Source organism: Caballeronia sordidicola (assembly GCF_001544455.2).
Classification (GTDB): Bacteria; Pseudomonadota; Gammaproteobacteria; order Burkholderiales; family Burkholderiaceae; genus Caballeronia; species Caballeronia sordidicola.
Genome location: NZ_FCOC02000037.1, coordinates 1 through 19,188, shown reverse-complemented (window position 1 = coordinate 19,188; position 19,188 = coordinate 1). Strand labels below are relative to the sequence as shown.

The following is a 19,188-nucleotide window of genomic DNA, read 5'->3' as shown; positions in this document are numbered from 1 at the left end:
TGTTTCTGTGACTTTCTTGTTTGCTGTTCTTGCTTTCCGACGCTACGCGTGCGGCAAGAATCAGGTTTTACGATGCGGGCACCGTTCCTTCGTGCATGTGCCGTATAGTGCCAGCGCGTGTTCATGCAGCTTGAAACCGCGTTCTTTTGCGATATCTTGCTGGCGGCTTTCGATTTCGGCGTCGAAGAATTCTTCAACCAGACCGCAATCCAGGCACACCAGGTGATCATGATGCGAGCCTTCGTTGAGCTCGAACACAGCCTTGCCGGATTCGAAGTTGCTGCGTGACAGCAAGCCGGCTTGCTCGAACTGCGTAAGCACGCGATAAACGGTTGCAAGACCGATATCGAGTTCCTCGTGCAGCAGGTTGCGATACACGTCTTCTGCAGTCAGGTGGCGCACCGGACTATGCTGGAAAATCTCGAGGATCTTGAGCCTGGGCAAGGTTGCCTTCAGCCCGATATTTTTGAGATCGGCGGGATTGGTCATGGCTAGGCATCCCTAGAGTACAATTCAAGGTTCTCATAGTAATGCGTTTTTACCGTTCCGGTCACCATCCGAACGAAATGGCGCGATCTCCGAAAGACTTCGAAACTTCCTGCGCCCATATGGGCAACGGGCCAGGCGAAGGGTGAAATGAAGGGTGAAATGTTTCCAAAATCTTTATCGAATTGCCGGGAGAGCCGTCGCATGCGCGGAACTTTGATCGCTGCCGCCACCATGACCGTCCTGGCCGGGTTGTCCGCGTGTTCCACCTACGACAGCGTCACGCAGAGCATCGCGCAGCACATTACGCCGTATCGGATCACGGTTGTGCAGGGGAATTTCGTTTCGGCTGAGGCCGCGGCGCAAATGCAGGTCGGCATGTCGCGCGATCAGGTGAAGACGCTGCTCGGCACGCCGTTGCTCGCGGACATGTTCCACGCGGATCGGTGGGATTACATTTTCTATTTCAAGCGCGGTTCCACGTCGGTTGTGCAGCAGCGTGATTTCGTGGTGAATTTTGCCGGGGACCGCGTGGCGAACTGGACGGGCGGGGAAAATCTGCCGTCGAATCTCGAGTTGCTGGCTGAAATCGATGGCGACAAGGGCCGCAAGATTCCTGCAGCGCCGCTGCCGGTTGCGGCCAGCGCGGCGGGTGCGAGCGGCGTTCCTGCCACGCCCGCGACTGCAACCGTTTCAGCGCCGGCTGGCCAGCCGAGCACGCAACCGGATGCATCGAATGCTTTTGCCGGAGACGCCAACCAGCAAGCCGCGCAAGCCGCCAACCGCGCAACGGCAGCCGTGGAAGCGCCGACTGGCCGGACCCGCTCGTCGGCCATGCCGAACGTGCCAGGCAATCCGAGCCTGCCGCCGAACGTCAGCGCAGGCGGCAACTCGCAGATCCAGTTGCAGCGGCGTCCGCAGACGGTAACCATTCCGAACAGCGCCGCCGTTGGCCCGGCGGGCACCTCGCCCACGCCGGCGAACACGGACGGTCAGGCAACGTTCTACGTGCCATCCACGAAAACCAACTAAGCAGCACGGCGGGCGCCGTTTGGTTTTCTGGCCGTCCCGCCGTTCTCGCTGTTCGCACTATCGCGCAAGAGGCCAATGCGCCGCTTCAACGCTTCTTGCTTTCTTGCCCGGCTTTCCTGCCTGAGTTTTTCTGCTGTATCAACGCAGTCGACAAACGCCAATACAACGCCTTCATCACGCGAGACACGCCATGAAAATCGCCATCGCCGGCGCATCGGGCCGCATGGGCCGCATGCTGATCGAAACCGTTCTCAATGACCCGGACGCAACCTTGTCCGGCGCGCTCGATCGCGCGGGGTCGCCCCAGCTTGGCGAGGACGCGGGCGCATTTCTCGGTAAACACACGGGCGTGATCCTGACGGACGATATTGAACGGGTGCTTGCCGAAACTGACCTGCTGATCGACTTCACGCGTCCGGAAGGCACGCTTCTACATCTGGAAGCCGCGTTGCGGCATGGCGTGAAGATGGTGATCGGCACGACCGGTTTCAGTGACGCGCAGAAAGCGCAACTGAGCGCCGCTGGCGAGAAGATCGGGATCGTATTTGCGGCGAACATGAGCGTGGGCGTAAACGTGACGCTCAAGCTGCTCGAATTCGCGGCAAAGCACTTTGATAAAGGCTACGACATCGAGATCATCGAGGCGCATCACCGGCACAAGGTCGACGCGCCTTCGGGCACCGCGCTTGCAATGGGCGAGACGATTGCCCATGCGCTCGGCCGTGACCTGAAGGAGTGCGCGGTGTATGGCCGCGAGGGCGTGACGGGCGAACGCGATCCGTCGACCATTGGCTTTGCTGCGATTCGCGGCGGCGACATTGTCGGCGATCACACTGTACTGTTCGCGGGCATTGGCGAGCGCGTCGAGATCACGCATAAATCCGCCAGCCGCTTGTCGTACGCCCAGGGTTCGTTGCGTGCCGCGCATTTCCTGGCCAGCCGCGAACGCGGCATGTTCGACATGCAGGACGTGCTCGGCTTGCGTTGAGCCGCGCCGCTGAATTTCCTAAGGTCATCGATTAATGGCAACCACCGGCATCATCCATTACTTGCAAAGCAGCGACGGCATCACGCATGGCGTGGCGGGCGTGCTGCTGGTTATGTCAGTGGCGAGCTGGTGTTTCCTGATCGTGAAGGCCTGGGTTCTCGTGCGTGCGAAACGCCAGGGGCCGCGCGCCGTGCAGCGGTTCTGGCAGGCGGCGACGCTTTCGGACGGCATAGCGGAGTTGCGGAAAGTCGACCGGGAACGCGTGTACTTGCCGCTTGCGGTTGCCGCGTGGCGTGCGTCGGAAGCGGAAATGCCGGGTGCGCTGATCGCGCATGTCGAGCCCGGCGAGCGTGTGTTGCGCGCGTTGCGGCATGCGCTGCTGGTGTCACAACGGCGGCTTGAGTTTGGGCAGGTTCTGCTGGCGTCGGTGGGAAGTACGGCGCCGTTCGTGGGCCTGCTTGGCACGGTTTGGGGAATTTATCACGCGCTCGGCAGCATTGCCGCGAGCGGGCAGGCCATGATCGAAAACGTCGCGGGCCCCGTTGGAGAAGCGCTGATCATGACCGCGTTCGGGTTGGTCGTCGCCATCCCCGCCGTGCTTGCGTACAACGTGCTCGGGCGGCTGGTGCGGCAGATATCCGAAGAACTCGACGGCTTTGCGCACGACCTGCACGCTTACACGAACGGCATTGCACCACGCCGGATCAAGAGCGCCGTTATTCAGGACCACGTGGTTTAACGAATCCCCAAGCGCAAACCGCGCACCGGACGAATACATCATGGCCTTCGGCGGACTGGACAAGAAATCGAACGGCGCTCCCATGGCGGAGATCAACATGACGCCGTTGATCGACGTGATGCTGGTGTTGCTGGTTATCTTCATCATTACAGCGCCGTTGTTCACGCATGCAATCCGGCTGGATTTGCCCAAGGTCGCGTCACAGGTTGCACGCGAGACGCCGGACACGATCACACTTTCCATCGATGACACCGGCAAGTTCTATTGGAACGACAAGCCGGTTGCATTCGAGCAGATGCAGGCGCAATTCGCGGCGGAAGGCAAGAAGGCGACGCAGCCGGAGCTTCATTTGAGGGCGTCGGCAGCGACGCATTACGACGTGATTGCCCGCGTGATGGGCGCGGCGCAAAGCGCGGGCTTGAGCAAGATCGGCTTCGTGACGGAGCCTGCGAAGCCAGGGCATTAGACTGGCAAACCTCGGCCGCTTCGGTGGCCACGCCGCCCGGCCGCACGCCTCGCCAGAACCGCTCGCCCCGACGGTATAATCGCGCTTTGGCCGCGCGGGCGGCCTCCATTGCCTCCGCGGGTAACGGAACCACGCTGAAGAAGCGGCCCGGGCGCATGCCAGACGGCCTTGACCTTGGCGCGACCCGCGAACGGACACCGCCGAGCACCGCCTGGAGTTTCGCCCGTCAGACGCGCGATGAAGCAAAACACAGGCAAGACCCAGGCAACACAGCCACATCGCCGCAAGGCAAAACCGTCAAGACCACACCATGCAAGATAAATACGTACCCGCCGACGTCGAATCCGCAGCGCAAAGCGACTGGCGCGCGAAAGATGTCTATCGGTCGACCGAAACCAGCGACAAGCCGAAGTTCTACTGCGTGTCCATGTTGCCGTACCCGTCGGGCAAGCTGCACATGGGCCATGTGCGCAACTACACGATCAACGACGTGATGTACCGGTTCCTGCGCATGAACGGCCACAATGTGCTGATGCCGATGGGCTGGGACGCGTTCGGCATGCCGGCGGAAAACGCCGCGATGGCGAACAACGTGCCGCCGGCGAAGTGGACCTACGACAACATCGAGTACATGAAGAAGCAGATGCAGTCGATGGGACTGGCTATCGACTGGTCGCGGGAAATCGCATCCTGCAAACCCGAGTACTACAAGTGGAACCAGTGGCTGTTCCTGAAGATGCTGGAAAAGGGCATTGCGTACAAGAAGACCGGGACGGTGAACTGGGACCCTGAAGACCAGACCGTGCTCGCGAACGAGCAGGTGATCGACGGGCGCGGCTGGCGCTCGGGCGCGCTGGTGGAAAAGCGCGAAATCCCGATGTATTACATGCGCATCACGGATTACGCAGATCAGTTGCTCGGCGACCTCGACGGTCTCGGCTGGCCCGAGCGCGTGAAGGTGATGCAGCAGAACTGGATTGGCAAAAGCTTCGGCGTGAACTTCGGCTTCCCGTACGAGATCGACGGCGAAAGCAAATTGCTGCGCGTCTTCACCACGCGCGCTGACACCATCATGGGTGTGACCTTTGCAGCAGTCGCCGCGGAACATCCGCTGGCAACGCGCCTGGCTCGCGATAATCCGGCGTTGCAAGTGTTTATCGAAGAATGCAAGCGCGGCGGCGTGGCCGAGGCCGACGTCGCGACCATGGAAAAGAAGGGCATGCCGACGGGCTTCTTCGTTACGCATCCGCTGACGCAGGAAAAGGTCGAAGTGTGGGTGGGTAACTACGTGCTCATGAGCTACGGCGAAGGTGCCGTGATGGGCGTGCCGTCGCACGACGAACGCGATTTCGCGTTCGCGAAGAAATACAACCTGCCGATCAGGCAGGTCGTCGCGGTTGAAGGCAAGACCTACAGCACGGACGCATGGGAAGAGTGGTACGGCGAAAAGGGCGTTGGCACGCTCGTCAACAGCGGCAAATATGACGGCCTCGACTTCGAGGAAGCCGTCAACGCAATCGCGGCAGACCTGAAAGCGAAAAATTTCGGCGATAAACAAATCACCTGGCGCTTGCGCGACTGGGGCATTTCCCGCCAGCGCTATTGGGGTACGCCGATCCCGATCATCCATTGCGCGACCTGCGGCGACGTGCCGGTGCCGGAAGCCGATCTGCCGGTTGTGTTGCCGGAAGACCTCGTGCCGGATGGCACGGGCAATCCCCTCGCGAAGTCTGAAGCGTTCGTCAATTGCACGTGTCCGAAGTGCGGTGCGCCGGCAAAACGTGAAACCGACACCATGGATACGTTCGTGGATTCGTCATGGTACTTCTCGCGCTACGCAGCACCCGACGCCAGGTCGATGGTCGACGAGCGAACCGATTACTGGATGCCGATGGACCAGTACATCGGCGGGATCGAGCATGCGATTCTTCACCTTTTGTATTCGCGTTTCTGGACCAAGGTCATGCGCGATCTCGGTCTGGTGAGCTTCGACGAACCCGCGAAAAACCTGCTCACGCAGGGCATGGTGCTGAACGAGACGTACTATCGTGAAGATGCAGCGGGCAAGAAGACGTGGATCAATCCGGCGGACGTGACCGTTTCGCACGACGACAAGGGCCGCCCTGTCGGCGCGGTGCTGAACGCCGACGGCCAGCCGGTGGTGATCGGCGGCGTGGAGAAGATGTCGAAGTCGAAGAACAACGGCGTGGATCCGCAATCGCTGATCGATGCTTACGGCGCTGACACCGCGCGCCTCTTCGTGATGTTTGCAGCACCGCCCGAACAATCGCTCGAGTGGTCGGGCACGGGCGTGGAGGGCGCGAGCCGTTTCCTGCGTCGCGTATGGCAATTGGCGCATGGCCGTGCGGACGCGCTCAAAATGCATGGCAAGCTCGATACATCGAAACTCAACGATTCAGATCGCACGCTGCGCCGCGAGATCTACACCATCCTGAAACAAGCCGATTTCGACTATGGCCGTTTGCAGTACAACACGGTTGTATCGGCGGCCATGAAGATGTTGAACGCCGTGGACAGCGCGAAAGACGCAACGCCCGCTGTTGTCAACGAGACCTTTGGCGTGTTGCTGCGCGTGCTGTATCCGGTCGTGCCGCACATCACGTTCCAGTTGTGGCAGGAACTCGGTTACGCCAGCGTATTCGGCAGCTTGCTCGACGCACCCTGGCCGAAGGTGGATGAAGCGGCGCTGGAGCAGTCCGAAATAGAACTCGTGCTGCAGGTGAACGGCAAGGTGCGCGGGTCGTTGACCATGGCGAAGGACGCGTCGCGCGAGGACATCGAAAAAGCGGCGGTTGCGCACGAGATGTTCGAGAAATTCTCGGAAGGGCGTACGCCGAAGAAGGTTATTGTCGTTCCGGGCCGACTGGTCAACGTGGTCGTATGAGCCTGAGTTCGCGTGCCGTGAAAATTCTGGAGGACGTTGTGAGCAGCAAAGGCCTGGGTTCGACCCACACTCGGACGAAGACAAAAACCGCCGGGAGCGTAACCATCAGCCGGCGGTCGATTCTTTCGCTGGCGTGCGGCGCATTGCTGCTCTGCGCATGCGGTTTCCAGTTGCGCGGCCAGCAGGATTACGCGTTCAAGCGGCTCGCCATCAACGGCGGCACGCCGGAGATGCTCGGACGCTTGCAGCGCGTGGTGGAAGGCGGCAGCGACACGGTGATTGTCAAGGCATCCGAAAAACCCGACGCCATTCTCACGCTGGGCGGCGGATCCGGCATGCGGACGTTGAGCCTGAACGCGCAAGGCGTCGTGCAGGAATACGAACTTGACTACAACCTGTCCTATTCCATGGTCGGCGCGGACGGCACGCTTCTGATTCCACCCAGCACGATCGCGTTGAACCGGGCCTTGACCTATAGCGACCAGTTCACGCTCGCGAAGGGTACGGAAGCCCAGACGCTGTTCCGCGACATGCAGTTCGACGCCGTCGATCAGTTGACGCGTCGGCTTGCTGTCGTGCGTTCGCTGCATCCGGCGCCGAGCGAAGCGTTGCCGGGCATCGCGCCGCGCGCGCCGTTGCCTGTGCCTCCGCTTTAAGCGCGTACGCCGCAGACAACCATGCAACTCCGACTCGACGCGCTCGACGCGCACCTCGCGAAAGGGCTGAAAGGCCTGTACGTCGTTTATGGCGACGAGCATCTGCTCGTGCAGGAAGCGTCGGACAAGATTCGCGCGTCGGCGCGGGCGCAAGGGTTCACGGATCGCTCGGTGTTCGTGGTCGACCGGTATTTCGACTGGAGTTCGCTGCTGGGCGCAAGCCAGTCGATGTCGCTGTTCGGCGACCGCCAACTGGTCGAGTTGCGCATTCCAACGGGCAAGCCCGGCAAGGAAGGCGGCGAGGCGCTGAAGACGCTGGCCGCCGCCGATAACCCCGACGTTCTCACGCTCATCACCTTGCCGCGCCTCGACGCCGCCACGCAAAAGTCCGCGTGGTTCACGGCGTTGAGCGGGCCGGGTGTCGCGCTGAAGATCGATCCGGTCGAGCGCGCGCAGTTGCCCATGTGGATCGGGCAGCGGTTGAGCGCTCAGAACCAGCGGGTGGCGCCTGGAGAAGATGGGCGGCGTGCGCTGGTGTTTATCGCCGAGCGGGTGGAGGGCAATCTGCTCGCCGCGCATCAGGAAATCCAGAAACTCGGGCTTTTGTACCCCACGGGTGTTCTCACGTTCGAGCAGATCCATGACGCCGTGCTCAATGTCGCGCGCTACGACGTGTTCAAGCTGAACGAAGCCATGCTGACTGGCGACGTCGGCCGTTTGACGCGCATGCTCGACGGGCTGAAAGGCGAGGGCGAAGCCGGTACGCTCGTGATCTGGGCGCTGGTTGAAGAAGTGCGCACGCTGCTGCGCATGAAACGCGGCGTGGCGGCGGGCAAGCCGCTTGCCACGCTGCTGCGCGAAAACCGGGTCTGGGGTCCGCGCGAACGGCTGATCGGCCCGGCGCTCTCGCGCGTGAGCGAGCCGGCGCTGGAAAAGGCATTGTCGCTGGCGGCGAAGCTTGACCGTCAGGTGAAGGGCCTGACCGGCGGCAGCGGTCCACGAGGCGGCGCCGGTGCCGGCGACCCGCCGCCCGATGTCTGGGACGGCATGTTCGAACTCGCGATGACCGTCGCGTCCTCGGGCAGTCCGCTGCAAGCCTTGGCCAAGGCAGCACCGGCAAAGCGGCCGGCCTGACATCGGCTTACACATCGGCTTAGAATCAGGCTTATCCTTGCGCCTTTGAGCGCACCAGCGTTCCAAGAGAATGACGATGACCAGCATCGACGAATACATGACCGGCCTCGGCCGCCGCGCGCGCCGCGCTTCGCGCGCCATGGCGCGGGCCTCCACGGCTGCGAAGAACGCCGCGCTCGACGCCATCGCCGACGCCATCGAACGCGATCGCGCCGAGTTGAAAGACGCAAACGCGCGAGATCTTGCCCGTGCACGCGATAAAGGCCACGACGCGGCGTTTATCGACCGGCTGACGCTTTCGGATAAAGCGTTGAACACAATGATCGAAGGCTTGCGGCAGGTTGCCGCGCTGGCTGATCCTATTGGTGAAATCAGCGGGTTGAAATTTCGGCCGACTGGCATTCAGGTCGGCCAGATGCGCGTGCCGCTCGGCGTGATCGGGATCATCTATGAGTCGCGGCCGAACGTGACTATCGATGCAGCCGCGCTTTGCCTGAAGTCCGGCAACGCGGCTATCCTGCGCGGCGGTTCCGAGGCGCTCGAATGCAACGCCGCCCTCGCGAAGCTGATCAGCGAAGGACTGGAGGCAGCCGGCTTGCCGCAAGACGCGGTGCAGGTTGTATCGACTGCGGATCGTGCCGCGGTGGGCAAGCTGATCACCATGACCGAATACGTGGATGTGATCGTGCCGCGCGGCGGCAAGAGCCTGATTGCGCGCCTGATGGAAGAAGCCCGCGTGCCGATGATCAAACACCTCGACGGTATCTGCCACGTCTATGTGGACGACCGCGCCGATCTCACGAAGGCGCTCAACGTCTGCGACAACGCGAAGACGCACCGGTACGGAACCTGCAACACCATGGAAACGCTGCTGATCGCGCGCGGGATTGCGGCAGAAGCGTTGCCGTTGCTCGCGAAAGCGTTCAAGGCGAAGGACGTGGAGTTGCGCGTGGATGCCGCGAGCCGCGCCGTGCTCGACCACGCGCGCCATGACGGAGCGCTGGTCGACGCCACCGAAGCCGACTGGAGCACCGAATACCTCGCGCCGGTTCTGTCGATCAAGCTGGTCGACGGCCTGGACGCCGCTATCGATCACATCAACACCTACAGCTCGCATCACACCGACGCCATCATCACCGAGGATCACGACCGCGCCATGCGCTTTCTTCGCGAAGTGGATTCGGCGAGCGTGATGGTCAACGCATCGACGCGTTTCGCCGATGGTTTCGAATTCGGCCTCGGTGCGGAAATCGGTATTTCAAACGACAAGCTCCACGCGCGCGGTCCGGTTGGACTGGATGGATTGACATCGTTGAAATACGTCGTGTTTGGACACGGGGAAATCCGTAACTGATCGCAGAACTGAACACGCTAACAAGCACACATACAAGCGAAAAAATGGCCCTGATGCTCTGGATCAAATCGTTGCACATAGTATTAGTGGCCTCGTGGTTCGCCGGCCTGTTTTACCTGCCCCGGATCTTCGTCAATCTTGCGATGGAAACCGACGCCGCCGCGACCCAACGGCTGTTGCAAATGGCGCGCAAGCTGTTCCGGTTCATGACGTTTATTGCAGTGCCCGCGCTGGCGTGCGGCGTGTGGCTGTTTCTGGTGGTGGGGATTGGGCAGGGGCAGGGGTGGATGCATGCCAAACTGGGTATCGTCGCGCTTGTGATTATTTACCACGCCTATTGCGGCGTCCTGCTCGGGCGCTTTCAGCGCGGTGAAAACAAGCGTTCTCATAAATGGTATCGGATGTATAACGAATTCCCGGTTCTTGGACTGCTTGGTGCGACGCTCCTGGTTGTCTTGAAGCCCTTCTAACCTGGATTGCTGCCAAGTCAGGCTGAGCGGCGCACACGTTCCCATGCCTGATCTGCTTCAACGCGGATCTGTCTCACCAGGTCCTGCGAAGTTTCCACCATCGCATACTCATCCTGCCCCGGGCCGCCCATCTTCACGCGCTCATTGCGATAGCGCATGCCGCTCGCGAACGGCGCGCGGCCGGAAGTGTGATATTCGACACACCTCGTCTCAGTAACCAGTTGCGCAATGTTGTTCAGCCGGATTCCCGCGCCAGGCATGATCTTGAGCCGGTCCGCCGCGGCCTCGCGCAGCTTGGTTATCAGCGCCGCGCCTTGCGGTGCGCTCGCTTCCTGGCCGGATGTGAGAAGACGGTTGCAGCCCGCAGAAATAATATCTTCCAGCGCGCGAAGCGGATTGCGCGCGACATCAAACGCCCGGTGGAACGTAACGGACATAGGCGCGGCGAGTTCAACCAGACGCCGGGTGCGGGGTACATCGATATCGCCGTCAGCGGTAAGCAGACCAATCACCACGCCGTCCGCGCCAAGTCGTGTGCAGGCAAGGACGTCACGCTCCATTACGTCGAATTCCACCTCCGAATACAGGAAGTCGCCTCCACGCGGACGAATGATGACGTTCAACGGTATTCGCAAAACGTCCCTCGCGCTTGCGAGCGTGCCGTAAGAAGGCGTGGTGCCACCCTCGAGCAGGTTGTCGCACAGTTCGACACGATCCGCGCCACCCTCCTGCGCCGCAACGCACGAAGTCACCGAGCCGGCACATATTTCAAGCAATGGAACGTTGTTGGACATTGAGATCCCTCGTTGATGCATGGTGCTAGAGCATAACCCTGGTAATCGAAAGAGAGTGGCATTGAAAAGAGATGCATGCGGGAGGTTGCTATCGGCTGAGCAGTCGTTGTCCGCATCAATCTAGTTAAAACGCAGAAACGGCGGTCGAAGCCGCCTTCCTTTCTTACTTTCCCGTCCGCATACGCCAAGTTGCAAGTCGGTTTCCTGTCCGTCTGCGCACAAGCCGTCACGGAGACACGCTCATTTCTCGAGTATCGATCACCGGCAATTGGGATAGTTCTCATGGTTCTCTTGTCCCTCGGCGAACAAAATGAATCCATCGCATTAAGTCCACATCTTGATTAGCCGTTGTGGATTTCTTGCACGATTTGTATTTAGGACGCTTCCGATTTTCGATGCTCAATGCGATGCACATAATGCGTCCGCTGAAAAGCCTGCATTGCGCGATGAATCGATCCGCGCCGCCTTGAGCGACGCATCCACCCCGACCGATCCCGAGGCCATCTCCCGTCCGGTCGCTCTATAGTTAAATGCCATGAAAAAAGATGTACCGGGCGCAACCTCGCCCAATCAACCCGATGGCGGCGAGGAAGGATTTGCGCTTAACCAGAAGGTTGACGATACCTTGCTGAAAAGCCTCGTCTGGATGACGGCATACCACGGTAAGCCGACCAGCGAAGCCGCAATGTTGTCGGGTTTGCCAACAGGCCGTTTTATATCGCCGAAACAGGCGCAGCTTGCCATGGAGCAGGCCGGCTTCTCCGCTGGAATTGTCGAACGCCAGCCGGCCGAAGTCTCGCCGTTGCTTTTGCCCGTGGTGTTGTTTCGCAAGGACCACGGCGGTTGCATCCTGATCGGCCGCGCGCCGGAACCGGTCAAGAAAATCAAGCCCGCCTCTGAAATCAAGCCGGGCGAACCTGAGGAGATGGAGGCTGGGTATTTGGTAGTCCTGCCCGAATCAGGCTCTCAGGTGACCACCATTGGCGTGAGTCAGCTGAAGGACAACTACACAGGTTTTGCGATGCTCGCAAAACCGATTGGCAAAGCCGACGTGCGTGCAGGTCAGCCCGAGTCCGACGGCGACGGGCACTGGCTGCTGAGCACGCTCTGGCGTTTTCGGCGCTACTACTGGAGCGCGGCGCTCGCAGCTTTGCTCATCAATGTGCTTGCACTGGCAGGCACGTTCTTCACGATGAACGTCTATGACCGCGTGGTGCCGAACCAGGCGTTCACCACCTTGTGGTCTCTCGCAATCGGCGTGGCGCTCGCCATGTTGTTCGAGTTCATTTCGCGCAATGTGCGGGCGCATGTGCTCGATGTCGCCGGCAAGAAAGCCGACCTCATCATGGGTGCAATGCTGTTCCGCAAAGCCGTCGCCATTCGCATGGAGCATAAGCCGGCGTCCTCCGGGTCGTTCGCAAACCAGCTCCGCGAATTCGAATCGGTACGCGATTTCGTGGCATCGGCCACGCTCGCCACCATTTCGGATCTGCCATTCACGTTTCTTTACGTTGCCGTGATCTTCATGATCGGCGGCGTGCTCGGGTTTATCCCTCTATTGCTGATTCCGGTGATCATCGGGGTAAGCGTGTTTATCCAATGGCCGCTCAAGAAGGTCATGAAGGAGAATCTGCGCGAATCGTCGCTCAAACAAGGTGTCCTGATCGAAACAGTGGAAGGACTCGAGACGTTGAAGGCGACCGGCGGCGAACGCTACATGCAGGAACGGTGGGAATTGTTCTCTGCGAAAGCCTCCGCTACCTCGATGAAATCAAAGCGTCTCTCAGCGCTTGCCATGAACTTCGTGTCATGGATCACTCAGTTCGAAACAGTGATGATTGTGGTGGCCGGCGTGTATCTGATCGCTGATGGCAAGCTGACTCAAGGCGCGCTGATCGGTTCCGTGATCCTCGCAAGCCGCGCGCTTGCACCTTTGGCGCAGGTAGCCGGACTGGCTGTACGTTTCCAGCAGTCCAAGGCTGCACTTGAATCGCTGAGCAAACTGATGAAGCTGCCGACGGAGCGGGACCCAGAGGTTGCTTATCTGAAGGATCCCGCCATCACCGGTGCAATTGAATTGCGTCAAATGGGCTTCCACTATCCAATAGCCAATGGTCCCAAGAAAGACTTCCTGAAGAACATCAACATCAAGATTGAAGCGGGTGAACGCGTGGCCATTCTCGGCCGCGTGGGCAGCGGCAAGTCGTCGTTGCTGCGCGTCATGGCGAACCTTTATCGGCCGACGAGCGGGCAAGTCTTTAGCGACGGCCTCGACATTTCGCAAATCGATCCGGCCGACTGGCGTGCGAACGTAGGGTATGTCGCACAGGACAGCCGCCTGTTCTACGGATCTCTTCGCGAAAACGTCATGATCGGGCGCCCTGACGCTTCTATTCACGAGCTCTTGCGAGTTGGCAAGCTCACGGGCATAGACAAAATGTCCGCTGGACATCCGCACGGATGGAACATGCCGATCGGTGAAAACGGCGATGGCCTGTCGGGAGGACAACGTCAACTGGTCGCGCTTGCCCGCAGTCTCATAGCCCGTCCCGCGTTGATGCTGATGGACGAGCCCACGAGCGCCATGGACACCCAGACCGAGTCCGCATTTATCAATGATCTTGCAAACGCGACGCGGGGTACGACACTCGTAGTCGTCACGCATCGGCCTTCTTTGCTGCAACTGGTGGACCGCATCATCGTCATGGATGAAGGCAAGGTCGTGACGGACGGTCCCAAGGATTCTGTGATGGCGGCACTGCGCGCTCCGGCTAACGCAGCGGTCACTCATACACAGCAGCCCACAGTACAGGCAAACGAAGCCGTGAAGGAACCGTCATGAAACTATCTACCAAACTCATCCGCGCGTTCCGGTCGCTGACGCCAGCAGGGCGCAGGAAGAACGCCGATGCCGGGGTCCATCCCGCGCATCTCGCTTATTTGAACGACTTGCGCGAGTCGCTTCTCGCGCAGTCGATCCCTGGCACGCTCGCCGTGCTGTACCTGGTCGCGGCGGTGATCGTCGGCGGGTTGGTGTGGGCCAAATTTGCTCACGTCGAAGAGGTCACGCAAGGGCAAGGAAAGGTCATTCCGGTTAGCCGTGAGCAGATCATCCAAAGCCTCGAAGGCGGCATCCTTGCCGACATGAATGTGAAAGAAGGTGATGTGGTCGAAAAAGGGCAACTGCTGCTGAACATCGACCCGAAGCGCGCCGATTCGTCGTATGCGGAAGGTCAGGCAAAGCTGATTGGCCTGGAAGCGAAGGTGGCCCGTCTGCGCGCCGAAGCGAATCACACCGCGCTCGTGTTTCCCGCCGACGTTCTGCAGGACAAAGGCATTGTGCTCAGCGAAACCCAGACGTACCAGGCACGGCGGCGCGCACTTGAGGATACGGTTGCATCGCTTCAAAAGAGCTATGGCCTCGCAATGAACGAAATCAACATGACCGAGCCGCTCGCCGCGCGCGGCCTGATCTCGGTCACGGAAATTCTGCGTATGAAGCGAAGCGCCAATGATTTGCAATCCCAGATCGTCGATCGCCGCAACAAGTATCAGTCCGACGCCAACGACGAACTTTCGCGTCTCGAGCTTGAACTCTCGCAGACCAAGGAAAACCTCGTGGGCCGCGCGGATGTACTTCAGCGCACAACGCTCGTCGCGCCGGTGAAGGGAACGATCAAGGACATCAAGGTTACGACGATTGGCGGAGTGATCCAGCCAGGGGCGCAGATCATGAGCATTGTTCCGTACGCCGACCAGTTGATGGTGGAGGCGCACATCAAGCCACAGGACGTCGCGTTCATTCATCCGGGCCTGCCGGCCATGGTCAAGATTTCGGCATATGACTTCGGTATCTATGGTGGTCTAAAGGGCCGCGTGGTCGACGTCAGCCCGGATACGTTGACGGACGAAAAGGCTGCGCCTGGAAAGCCGGATGCGGTGTACTACCGGGTTCGGGTCCTCACGGAAAAAAGTGAACTTACAGCCGCTGGCAAACACTTGCCCATCATTCCTGGCATGACCGGAAACGTTGAGATTCGCACTGGCGAAAAGACCGTTCTCTCGTATTTGCTGAAGCCCATATTCAAGTCGCGTGAAGCGTTTCGCGAGAGATAAGCCACCATGTCAGATCACAACAAAAGTGCACGGCCGGTCCGTGCCCGGGGAGGGCTGCGCGTCAAGCTTCCCTACCCGACAACCCCACAGCGGACCGTCTTCAGCGCAGCAAGCGTGTTGATTGGCACAGGCGCTGTAACGCTCGCGTTCATCGCTCCTGAAGCGAAAGCCAAGTCCGCGCTCGACGAAATGGCCTGGATGCCGCAGCAGTTGCCGTTGACACAAGGGACCGCGTCGGCCAATGCAATGGCTGGTGTGGCGGCGCTTGCCCGTGCGGTAGCTCCAGAACCGGCACAAAAACCGATGGCCTCAGGCGCGCCGCTGCCTGTGGCGGCAGTCGCTTCCGCTGGTAGCCGCGTTGCTGTATCGCTGCCTCAGCCGGTGCCTGGCGCTCTGGCGCCGCAGTCGCCCGTTTCCGATGCAAACGCACCGCGCCAAGTACAGGCGAGAGGGTTTGCTGACCTCGGACTGGCCGGCGCAACCATGCCGGTGGACGCCGCGCTCGCCAATCCCGTACCCGCTCCAGTGGAAGCGCCGCGATGGGCTCACCCCGACTCGCCGCGCATGGGCGTTGCCTCGTCCCCGATTCGGATGTCCGAGTCGGCACCGGCGCCGGCACCTTCCGCCGCGAACCGCGCGCCCAACCTGCAGGCCGATCTGCAATCGCTGCGCGGGTCGCTTGCCACCGGTGCCGCGGCCGTGGTGGACGACGAAACGACGGTCGTTCCGTCAAAACGTGCTGCGCCGTCCGTACACCAGGCCGGATCAGGACAAGTGGTGCCTGACGGACAGTCAACCATTGGCACGACAGGCTCGATTTCCGGCGCCCGCCACGCGCCGCGCAACGCGCGCCCGGCGGACGAATACTCGGATTGGCTCGGCCAGGGGGCAGGTACGCGCAACTTCGGCGACCAGGCAGTGGTTCCTGAACAGGCGGTGCGGGCAGCGCTGCGCAACGCGGCAGAAGCCGCCGCCGCACGCAGTCCGACCATCAAGCAGGCGCGTAACGATTGGGAAGCGGCCAAATTCGATGTCGATCAGGTAAAGGGGCAGCGTTACCCGCAGGTTCAGCTCAACGGCAATTCTCCGAGCATCACTGGTGACAGCGCGAGTTTCAACCAATACAACCGGCCAACCGCCAGTATCGCCGTTACCACGATGATCTATGACTGGGGGAAGACAAGCAAAAGCATCAGCAGCCGCCAGAAGACCGCCGATGCCGCCGAGTTCTATTACCAGTCGGTCTCGCAGCAGAATGCGTACGATGTCTCGTCCAATTTGATCGAGCTGGCCAAGAACCGTCAGATCTACATAATTGGCGAGAGCTATGTGAAACGTATGTCGCAGTTGGTCGCCATGCTGGCCGAGATTGTCAAGGTGGACCAGGGGCGCATGAGCGAACTGACCGAGGCCAAGTCGCGCTTGCTGCAGGCGCAGACATCGCAGGAAATTGTGGCCGCGCAAGTGCGCTCGCTACAGCTTACAGTGAACAAGCTCGTTGGCAACGAGCCGACGCCCATGCCTGCAGGCACGCAGTGGCAATTTCAGCTCGATAGCCTTGACAATGCGGTCGCTGCTATCGCGACGAATCCTCAGATTCAGGAATTGACCGCTGAGGCGGAGTCGGCGAAGTTGAACGCCAAGTCTGTTCGTGCGGATGGGCTGCCCAAGCTGAACTGGGTGATCAACAAGAATACGGCGTCGGATGTTTTCGGCAATCGACAGCCGTGGTCAACCATGCTGCAGCTTTCCTGGACGCCGTTCCAAGGCGGCAGCCAGCGTGCGGCAGAGCGCGCGGCACTGGCTCGCGCCGACTCGAGCAGCGACAAGCGAGACCAGCTTCAACTCGACTCGGAATACAAGGTTCGGGACGCGCATCGCGACGCTATTGCGCTTAGCACCCGTGCAAAGCTGTACGCTGGTCTCGTGGTCGATACCGACCTGATCCGCAAGCAGTACTTCGAGCAGTGGTACCACCTGAACCGTCGCACCTTGCTCGACGTGTTGTCGGCTGAAAGCGAGTTTTACAACAACCAGGTCAACGCGACGACTGCGCAATTCGACGCTTATCAGGCCGTTCTGAAAATTCACCTGAATAACGGAACGATTGATACCTGGTTGAAGGGCGATTGATATAAGGACGAGCGCTTTATTTTAATAAAAGCAGTGTGAAGACTCTCTTATGTGATGACGGGTTTTGATTCGAGGGCCATTTAACGATGATTCGTTAAATGGCCTTTTTCATTATTTGATTAGAAATGCCTTTAAATAGCATATCGAGTTATCGAAATAATTATTTTCTGAACATTCACATTCATTTCCGTTTTTTCATGATTCGACGGTGAATCATGTTGCCGGGGTGCAACGTCCGTCATTTTAAGAAATGTCTTACCAGCGCGATTTAATCGCGGGAAATTGCTTGAATTTACGCGCAAAGCGTTATGCAGCAATGTTCCCGGCACACTCAGCGAGTACTGGTGCTAGCGGCCGGATCACGTTTGATTTGACTGGACAATTTAGTTTGAATCGTGGGGCAAAAATTAGGAGTTTTCGCATTAAGTCTCTGCGGTTCAAAACCTATAGTCCGTATGCGTTCACAACAACCGGGTTTTCGAATGTAACCCCGGTTTCAGTGCTCGGTCCGGATTGGCCGGAAAGCATCGAATGCCGAGCGTTACGCGGAAGCTACACACGCATTGGTCATCCGAAATAAAGGTGGCGATCGATTCTGCCGAGCCGCAAGGCGATTTTCTATTTTTTTGTAAAAGGTATACAGCATGAACAAGTCATACAAATCAGTCTGGAATGAATCGACAGGATCATGGGTCGCAGTTTCGGAACTGGCAACCGGCCGCAGCAAAAGCAAGCGCGCCAAGACAGCTATTTCCAAGGCCATCCTGGCGCAGGTCGCCGTTGGCGGCATGAGTCTGGCAGGCGCTGGCGCCGCAATGGCTGCCGACACAGCGATCCTGGGCAACGGCGCGGCTTCCAACATCTCCGACGGCGTGGCGATCGGTGTCGATTCGTTGGTTGATGTTGATACAAAGGCGCCTACCAAGATTGGCGGTATGGCGATTGGCGATTCGGCGTACGCTATGGGATCGGGCATTGCTATTGGCGCAAACAGCCAGGCAAGCACGGACAGTTTTGCGTTCGGCCCGAATGCAATCGCTGGCGGCGGCGGCACGTCAGTTGGCGCTAACTCATACACCATCAACGATGGTGGTCTCGCACTGGGAAAGAATGCCTCGGCGGTGGGCGCTGGCGCCATTGCACTCGGCATGAACAGCTCGGCATCCGGTTCGGGTTCACTTGCACTGGGTCAGGGTTCGGTCACAACTGCCTCAAACACGGTGTCGGTTGGTAATGCAACGCTGCAACGCAAGATCGTAAACCTGGCCGCCGGCACGACGACTACCGATGCCGTTAATTTGGGTCAGTTGACGGCAGCAGGCTTGAACGTTGACACGAACGGCAAGGCAACGAACTCGTTCGTGGCGTATGACACCACGGCGATGGGCAAGGTCACGCTGGGTGGCGGCACGGCCGGCACCACGATCACGAACGTGAAGGCAGGTACCACGACAACGGACGCAGTGAACCTGGGTCAGTTGACGGCAGCTGGTATCACCGTTGACACGAACGGCAAGGCAACCAACGCGTTCGTGGCGTATGACAGCACGGCCAAGACGGGCGTGACGCTGGGCGCGGGTACGGCTGGCGCGCAGATTCACAACCTGGTTGCAGGCACCACGGCAACGGACGCAGTGAACCTGGGTCAGTTGACGGCAGCAGGCCTGACTGTTGACACGGCAGGCAAAGCGACCAACGCATTCGTGGCATATGACACCACGGCGAAGGCGAAGGTTACGCTGGGTGGCGGCACGGCCGGCACGACGTTGTCGAACGTGAAAGCAGGTACCACGGCAACGGACGCAGTGAACCTGGGTCAATTGACGGCAGCGGGTATGACCGTTGACACGAACGGCAAGGCAACCAACGCATTCGTGGCATACGACAGCACGGCCAAGAATTCGGTCACGTTGGG

Annotated in this window: 15 protein-coding genes; 13 read left to right on the top strand and 2 right to left on the bottom strand. The window is 59.8% G+C overall.

The genetic code is table 11. The features are described from left to right. Window positions 1–60: 60 nt before the first annotated feature. Window positions 61–489 (bottom strand): ferric iron uptake transcriptional regulator, encoded by a 429-nt coding sequence (fur, locus tag AWB64_RS29855; protein ID WP_060859023.1) that lies wholly within the window; start codon window positions 487–489, stop codon window positions 61–63. A gap of 201 nt (window positions 490–690) precedes the next feature. Between fur and AWB64_RS29850 the strand changes: the two genes are divergently transcribed. The 9 genes from AWB64_RS29850 (at window position 691) to AWB64_RS29810 (ending at window position 10,230) form a co-directional block, all read left to right on the top strand. Then, the gene (locus AWB64_RS29850; protein WP_060859022.1) at window positions 691–1,518 is read left to right on the top strand and encodes an outer membrane protein assembly factor BamE; all 828 of its coding nucleotides are present in this window, start codon (window positions 691–693) and stop codon (window positions 1,516–1,518) included. 190 nt (window positions 1,519–1,708) lie between these two features. Next, window positions 1,709–2,506, top strand: a complete 798-nt coding sequence (dapB, locus tag AWB64_RS29845; protein ID WP_060859021.1) for a 4-hydroxy-tetrahydrodipicolinate reductase — start codon at window positions 1,709–1,711, stop codon at window positions 2,504–2,506. A 34-nt stretch (window positions 2,507–2,540) separates the two neighbouring features. Beyond that, complete coding sequence (locus AWB64_RS29840) at window positions 2,541–3,245, top strand: MotA/TolQ/ExbB proton channel family protein (protein WP_060859020.1); 705 nt, start codon at window positions 2,541–2,543, stop codon at window positions 3,243–3,245. A 40-nt stretch (window positions 3,246–3,285) separates the two neighbouring features. Further along, window positions 3,286–3,711, top strand: a complete 426-nt coding sequence (locus AWB64_RS29835; RefSeq protein WP_060859019.1) for an ExbD/TolR family protein — start codon at window positions 3,286–3,288, stop codon at window positions 3,709–3,711. A 310-nt stretch (window positions 3,712–4,021) separates the two neighbouring features. Further along, entirely contained in the window at window positions 4,022–6,616 is a 2,595-nt protein-coding gene (gene leuS / locus AWB64_RS29830) for a leucine--tRNA ligase (protein WP_060859018.1), read from the top strand. A gap of 104 nt (window positions 6,617–6,720) precedes the next feature. Beyond that, window positions 6,721–7,272: an LPS-assembly lipoprotein LptE gene (locus tag AWB64_RS29825; RefSeq protein ID WP_060859034.1), complete on the top strand. Its 552-nt coding sequence runs from the start codon at window positions 6,721–6,723 to the stop codon at window positions 7,270–7,272. Between the two features lie 21 nt (window positions 7,273–7,293). After that, entirely contained in the window at window positions 7,294–8,406 is a 1,113-nt protein-coding gene (gene holA / locus AWB64_RS29820) for a DNA polymerase III subunit delta (RefSeq protein WP_060859017.1), read from the top strand. A 76-nt stretch (window positions 8,407–8,482) separates the two neighbouring features. Next, the gene (locus AWB64_RS29815; protein WP_208603336.1) at window positions 8,483–9,760 is read left to right on the top strand and encodes a glutamate-5-semialdehyde dehydrogenase; all 1,278 of its coding nucleotides are present in this window, start codon (window positions 8,483–8,485) and stop codon (window positions 9,758–9,760) included. Window positions 9,761–9,813: 53 nt separating this feature from the next. Further along, on the top strand, window positions 9,814–10,230 hold the full coding sequence (locus tag AWB64_RS29810; RefSeq protein WP_060859033.1) for a CopD family protein: 417 nt from the start codon (window positions 9,814–9,816) through the stop codon (window positions 10,228–10,230). A 17-nt stretch (window positions 10,231–10,247) separates the two neighbouring features. On the opposite strand, the gene AWB64_RS29805 is transcribed toward AWB64_RS29810, so the two are convergent. Beyond that, window positions 10,248–11,024 (bottom strand): copper homeostasis protein CutC, encoded by a 777-nt coding sequence (locus AWB64_RS29805; protein ID WP_060859015.1) that lies wholly within the window; start codon window positions 11,022–11,024, stop codon window positions 10,248–10,250. 535 nt (window positions 11,025–11,559) lie between these two features. Here AWB64_RS29805 and AWB64_RS29800 point away from each other — a divergent pair. The 4 genes from AWB64_RS29800 to AWB64_RS29785 form a co-directional block, all read left to right on the top strand. After that, a complete protein-coding gene (locus AWB64_RS29800) occupies window positions 11,560–13,866 on the top strand; it encodes a type I secretion system permease/ATPase (protein ID WP_060859014.1) in 2,307 nt (768 codons plus the stop codon). Then, complete coding sequence (locus AWB64_RS29795) at window positions 13,863–15,140, top strand: HlyD family type I secretion periplasmic adaptor subunit (RefSeq protein WP_060859013.1); 1,278 nt, start codon at window positions 13,863–13,865, stop codon at window positions 15,138–15,140. Before AWB64_RS29800 ends, AWB64_RS29795 begins: the two co-directional genes overlap by 4 nt. Before the next feature lie 6 nt (window positions 15,141–15,146). Next, on the top strand, window positions 15,147–17,273 hold the full coding sequence (locus AWB64_RS31325; protein ID WP_082850687.1) for a TolC family protein: 2,127 nt from the start codon (window positions 15,147–15,149) through the stop codon (window positions 17,271–17,273). 644 nt (window positions 17,274–17,917) lie between these two features. Beyond that, window positions 17,918–19,188: ESPR-type extended signal peptide-containing protein (locus AWB64_RS29785; protein ID WP_279616278.1), on the top strand; the 1,271-nt coding region annotated here is incomplete at its 3' end.

Excerpts from the sequence above, each read along its gene's own strand:
- fur (WP_060859023.1), bottom strand. The coding sequence starts at position 489 with ATGACCAATCCCGCCGATCTCAAAAATATCGGGCTGAAGGCAACCTTG.
- dapB (WP_060859021.1), top strand. The coding sequence starts at position 1,709 with ATGAAAATCGCCATCGCCGGCGCATCGGGCCGCATGGGCCGCATGCTG.
- leuS (WP_060859018.1), top strand. The coding sequence starts at position 4,022 with ATGCAAGATAAATACGTACCCGCCGACGTCGAATCCGCAGCGCAAAGC.
- AWB64_RS29840 (WP_060859020.1), top strand. The coding sequence starts at position 2,541 with ATGGCAACCACCGGCATCATCCATTACTTGCAAAGCAGCGACGGCATC.
- AWB64_RS31325 (WP_082850687.1), top strand. The coding sequence starts at position 15,147 with ATGTCAGATCACAACAAAAGTGCACGGCCGGTCCGTGCCCGGGGAGGG.
- AWB64_RS29800 (WP_060859014.1), top strand. The coding sequence starts at position 11,560 with ATGAAAAAAGATGTACCGGGCGCAACCTCGCCCAATCAACCCGATGGC.
- AWB64_RS29795 (WP_060859013.1), top strand. The coding sequence starts at position 13,863 with ATGAAACTATCTACCAAACTCATCCGCGCGTTCCGGTCGCTGACGCCA.
- AWB64_RS29835 (WP_060859019.1), top strand. The coding sequence starts at position 3,286 with ATGGCCTTCGGCGGACTGGACAAGAAATCGAACGGCGCTCCCATGGCG.
- AWB64_RS29805 (WP_060859015.1), bottom strand. The coding sequence starts at position 11,024 with ATGTCCAACAACGTTCCATTGCTTGAAATATGTGCCGGCTCGGTGACT.
- AWB64_RS29850 (WP_060859022.1), top strand. The coding sequence starts at position 691 with ATGCGCGGAACTTTGATCGCTGCCGCCACCATGACCGTCCTGGCCGGG.
- AWB64_RS29810 (WP_060859033.1), top strand. The coding sequence starts at position 9,814 with ATGCTCTGGATCAAATCGTTGCACATAGTATTAGTGGCCTCGTGGTTC.
- holA (WP_060859017.1), top strand. The coding sequence starts at position 7,294 with ATGCAACTCCGACTCGACGCGCTCGACGCGCACCTCGCGAAAGGGCTG.
- AWB64_RS29815 (WP_208603336.1), top strand. The coding sequence starts at position 8,483 with ATGACCAGCATCGACGAATACATGACCGGCCTCGGCCGCCGCGCGCGC.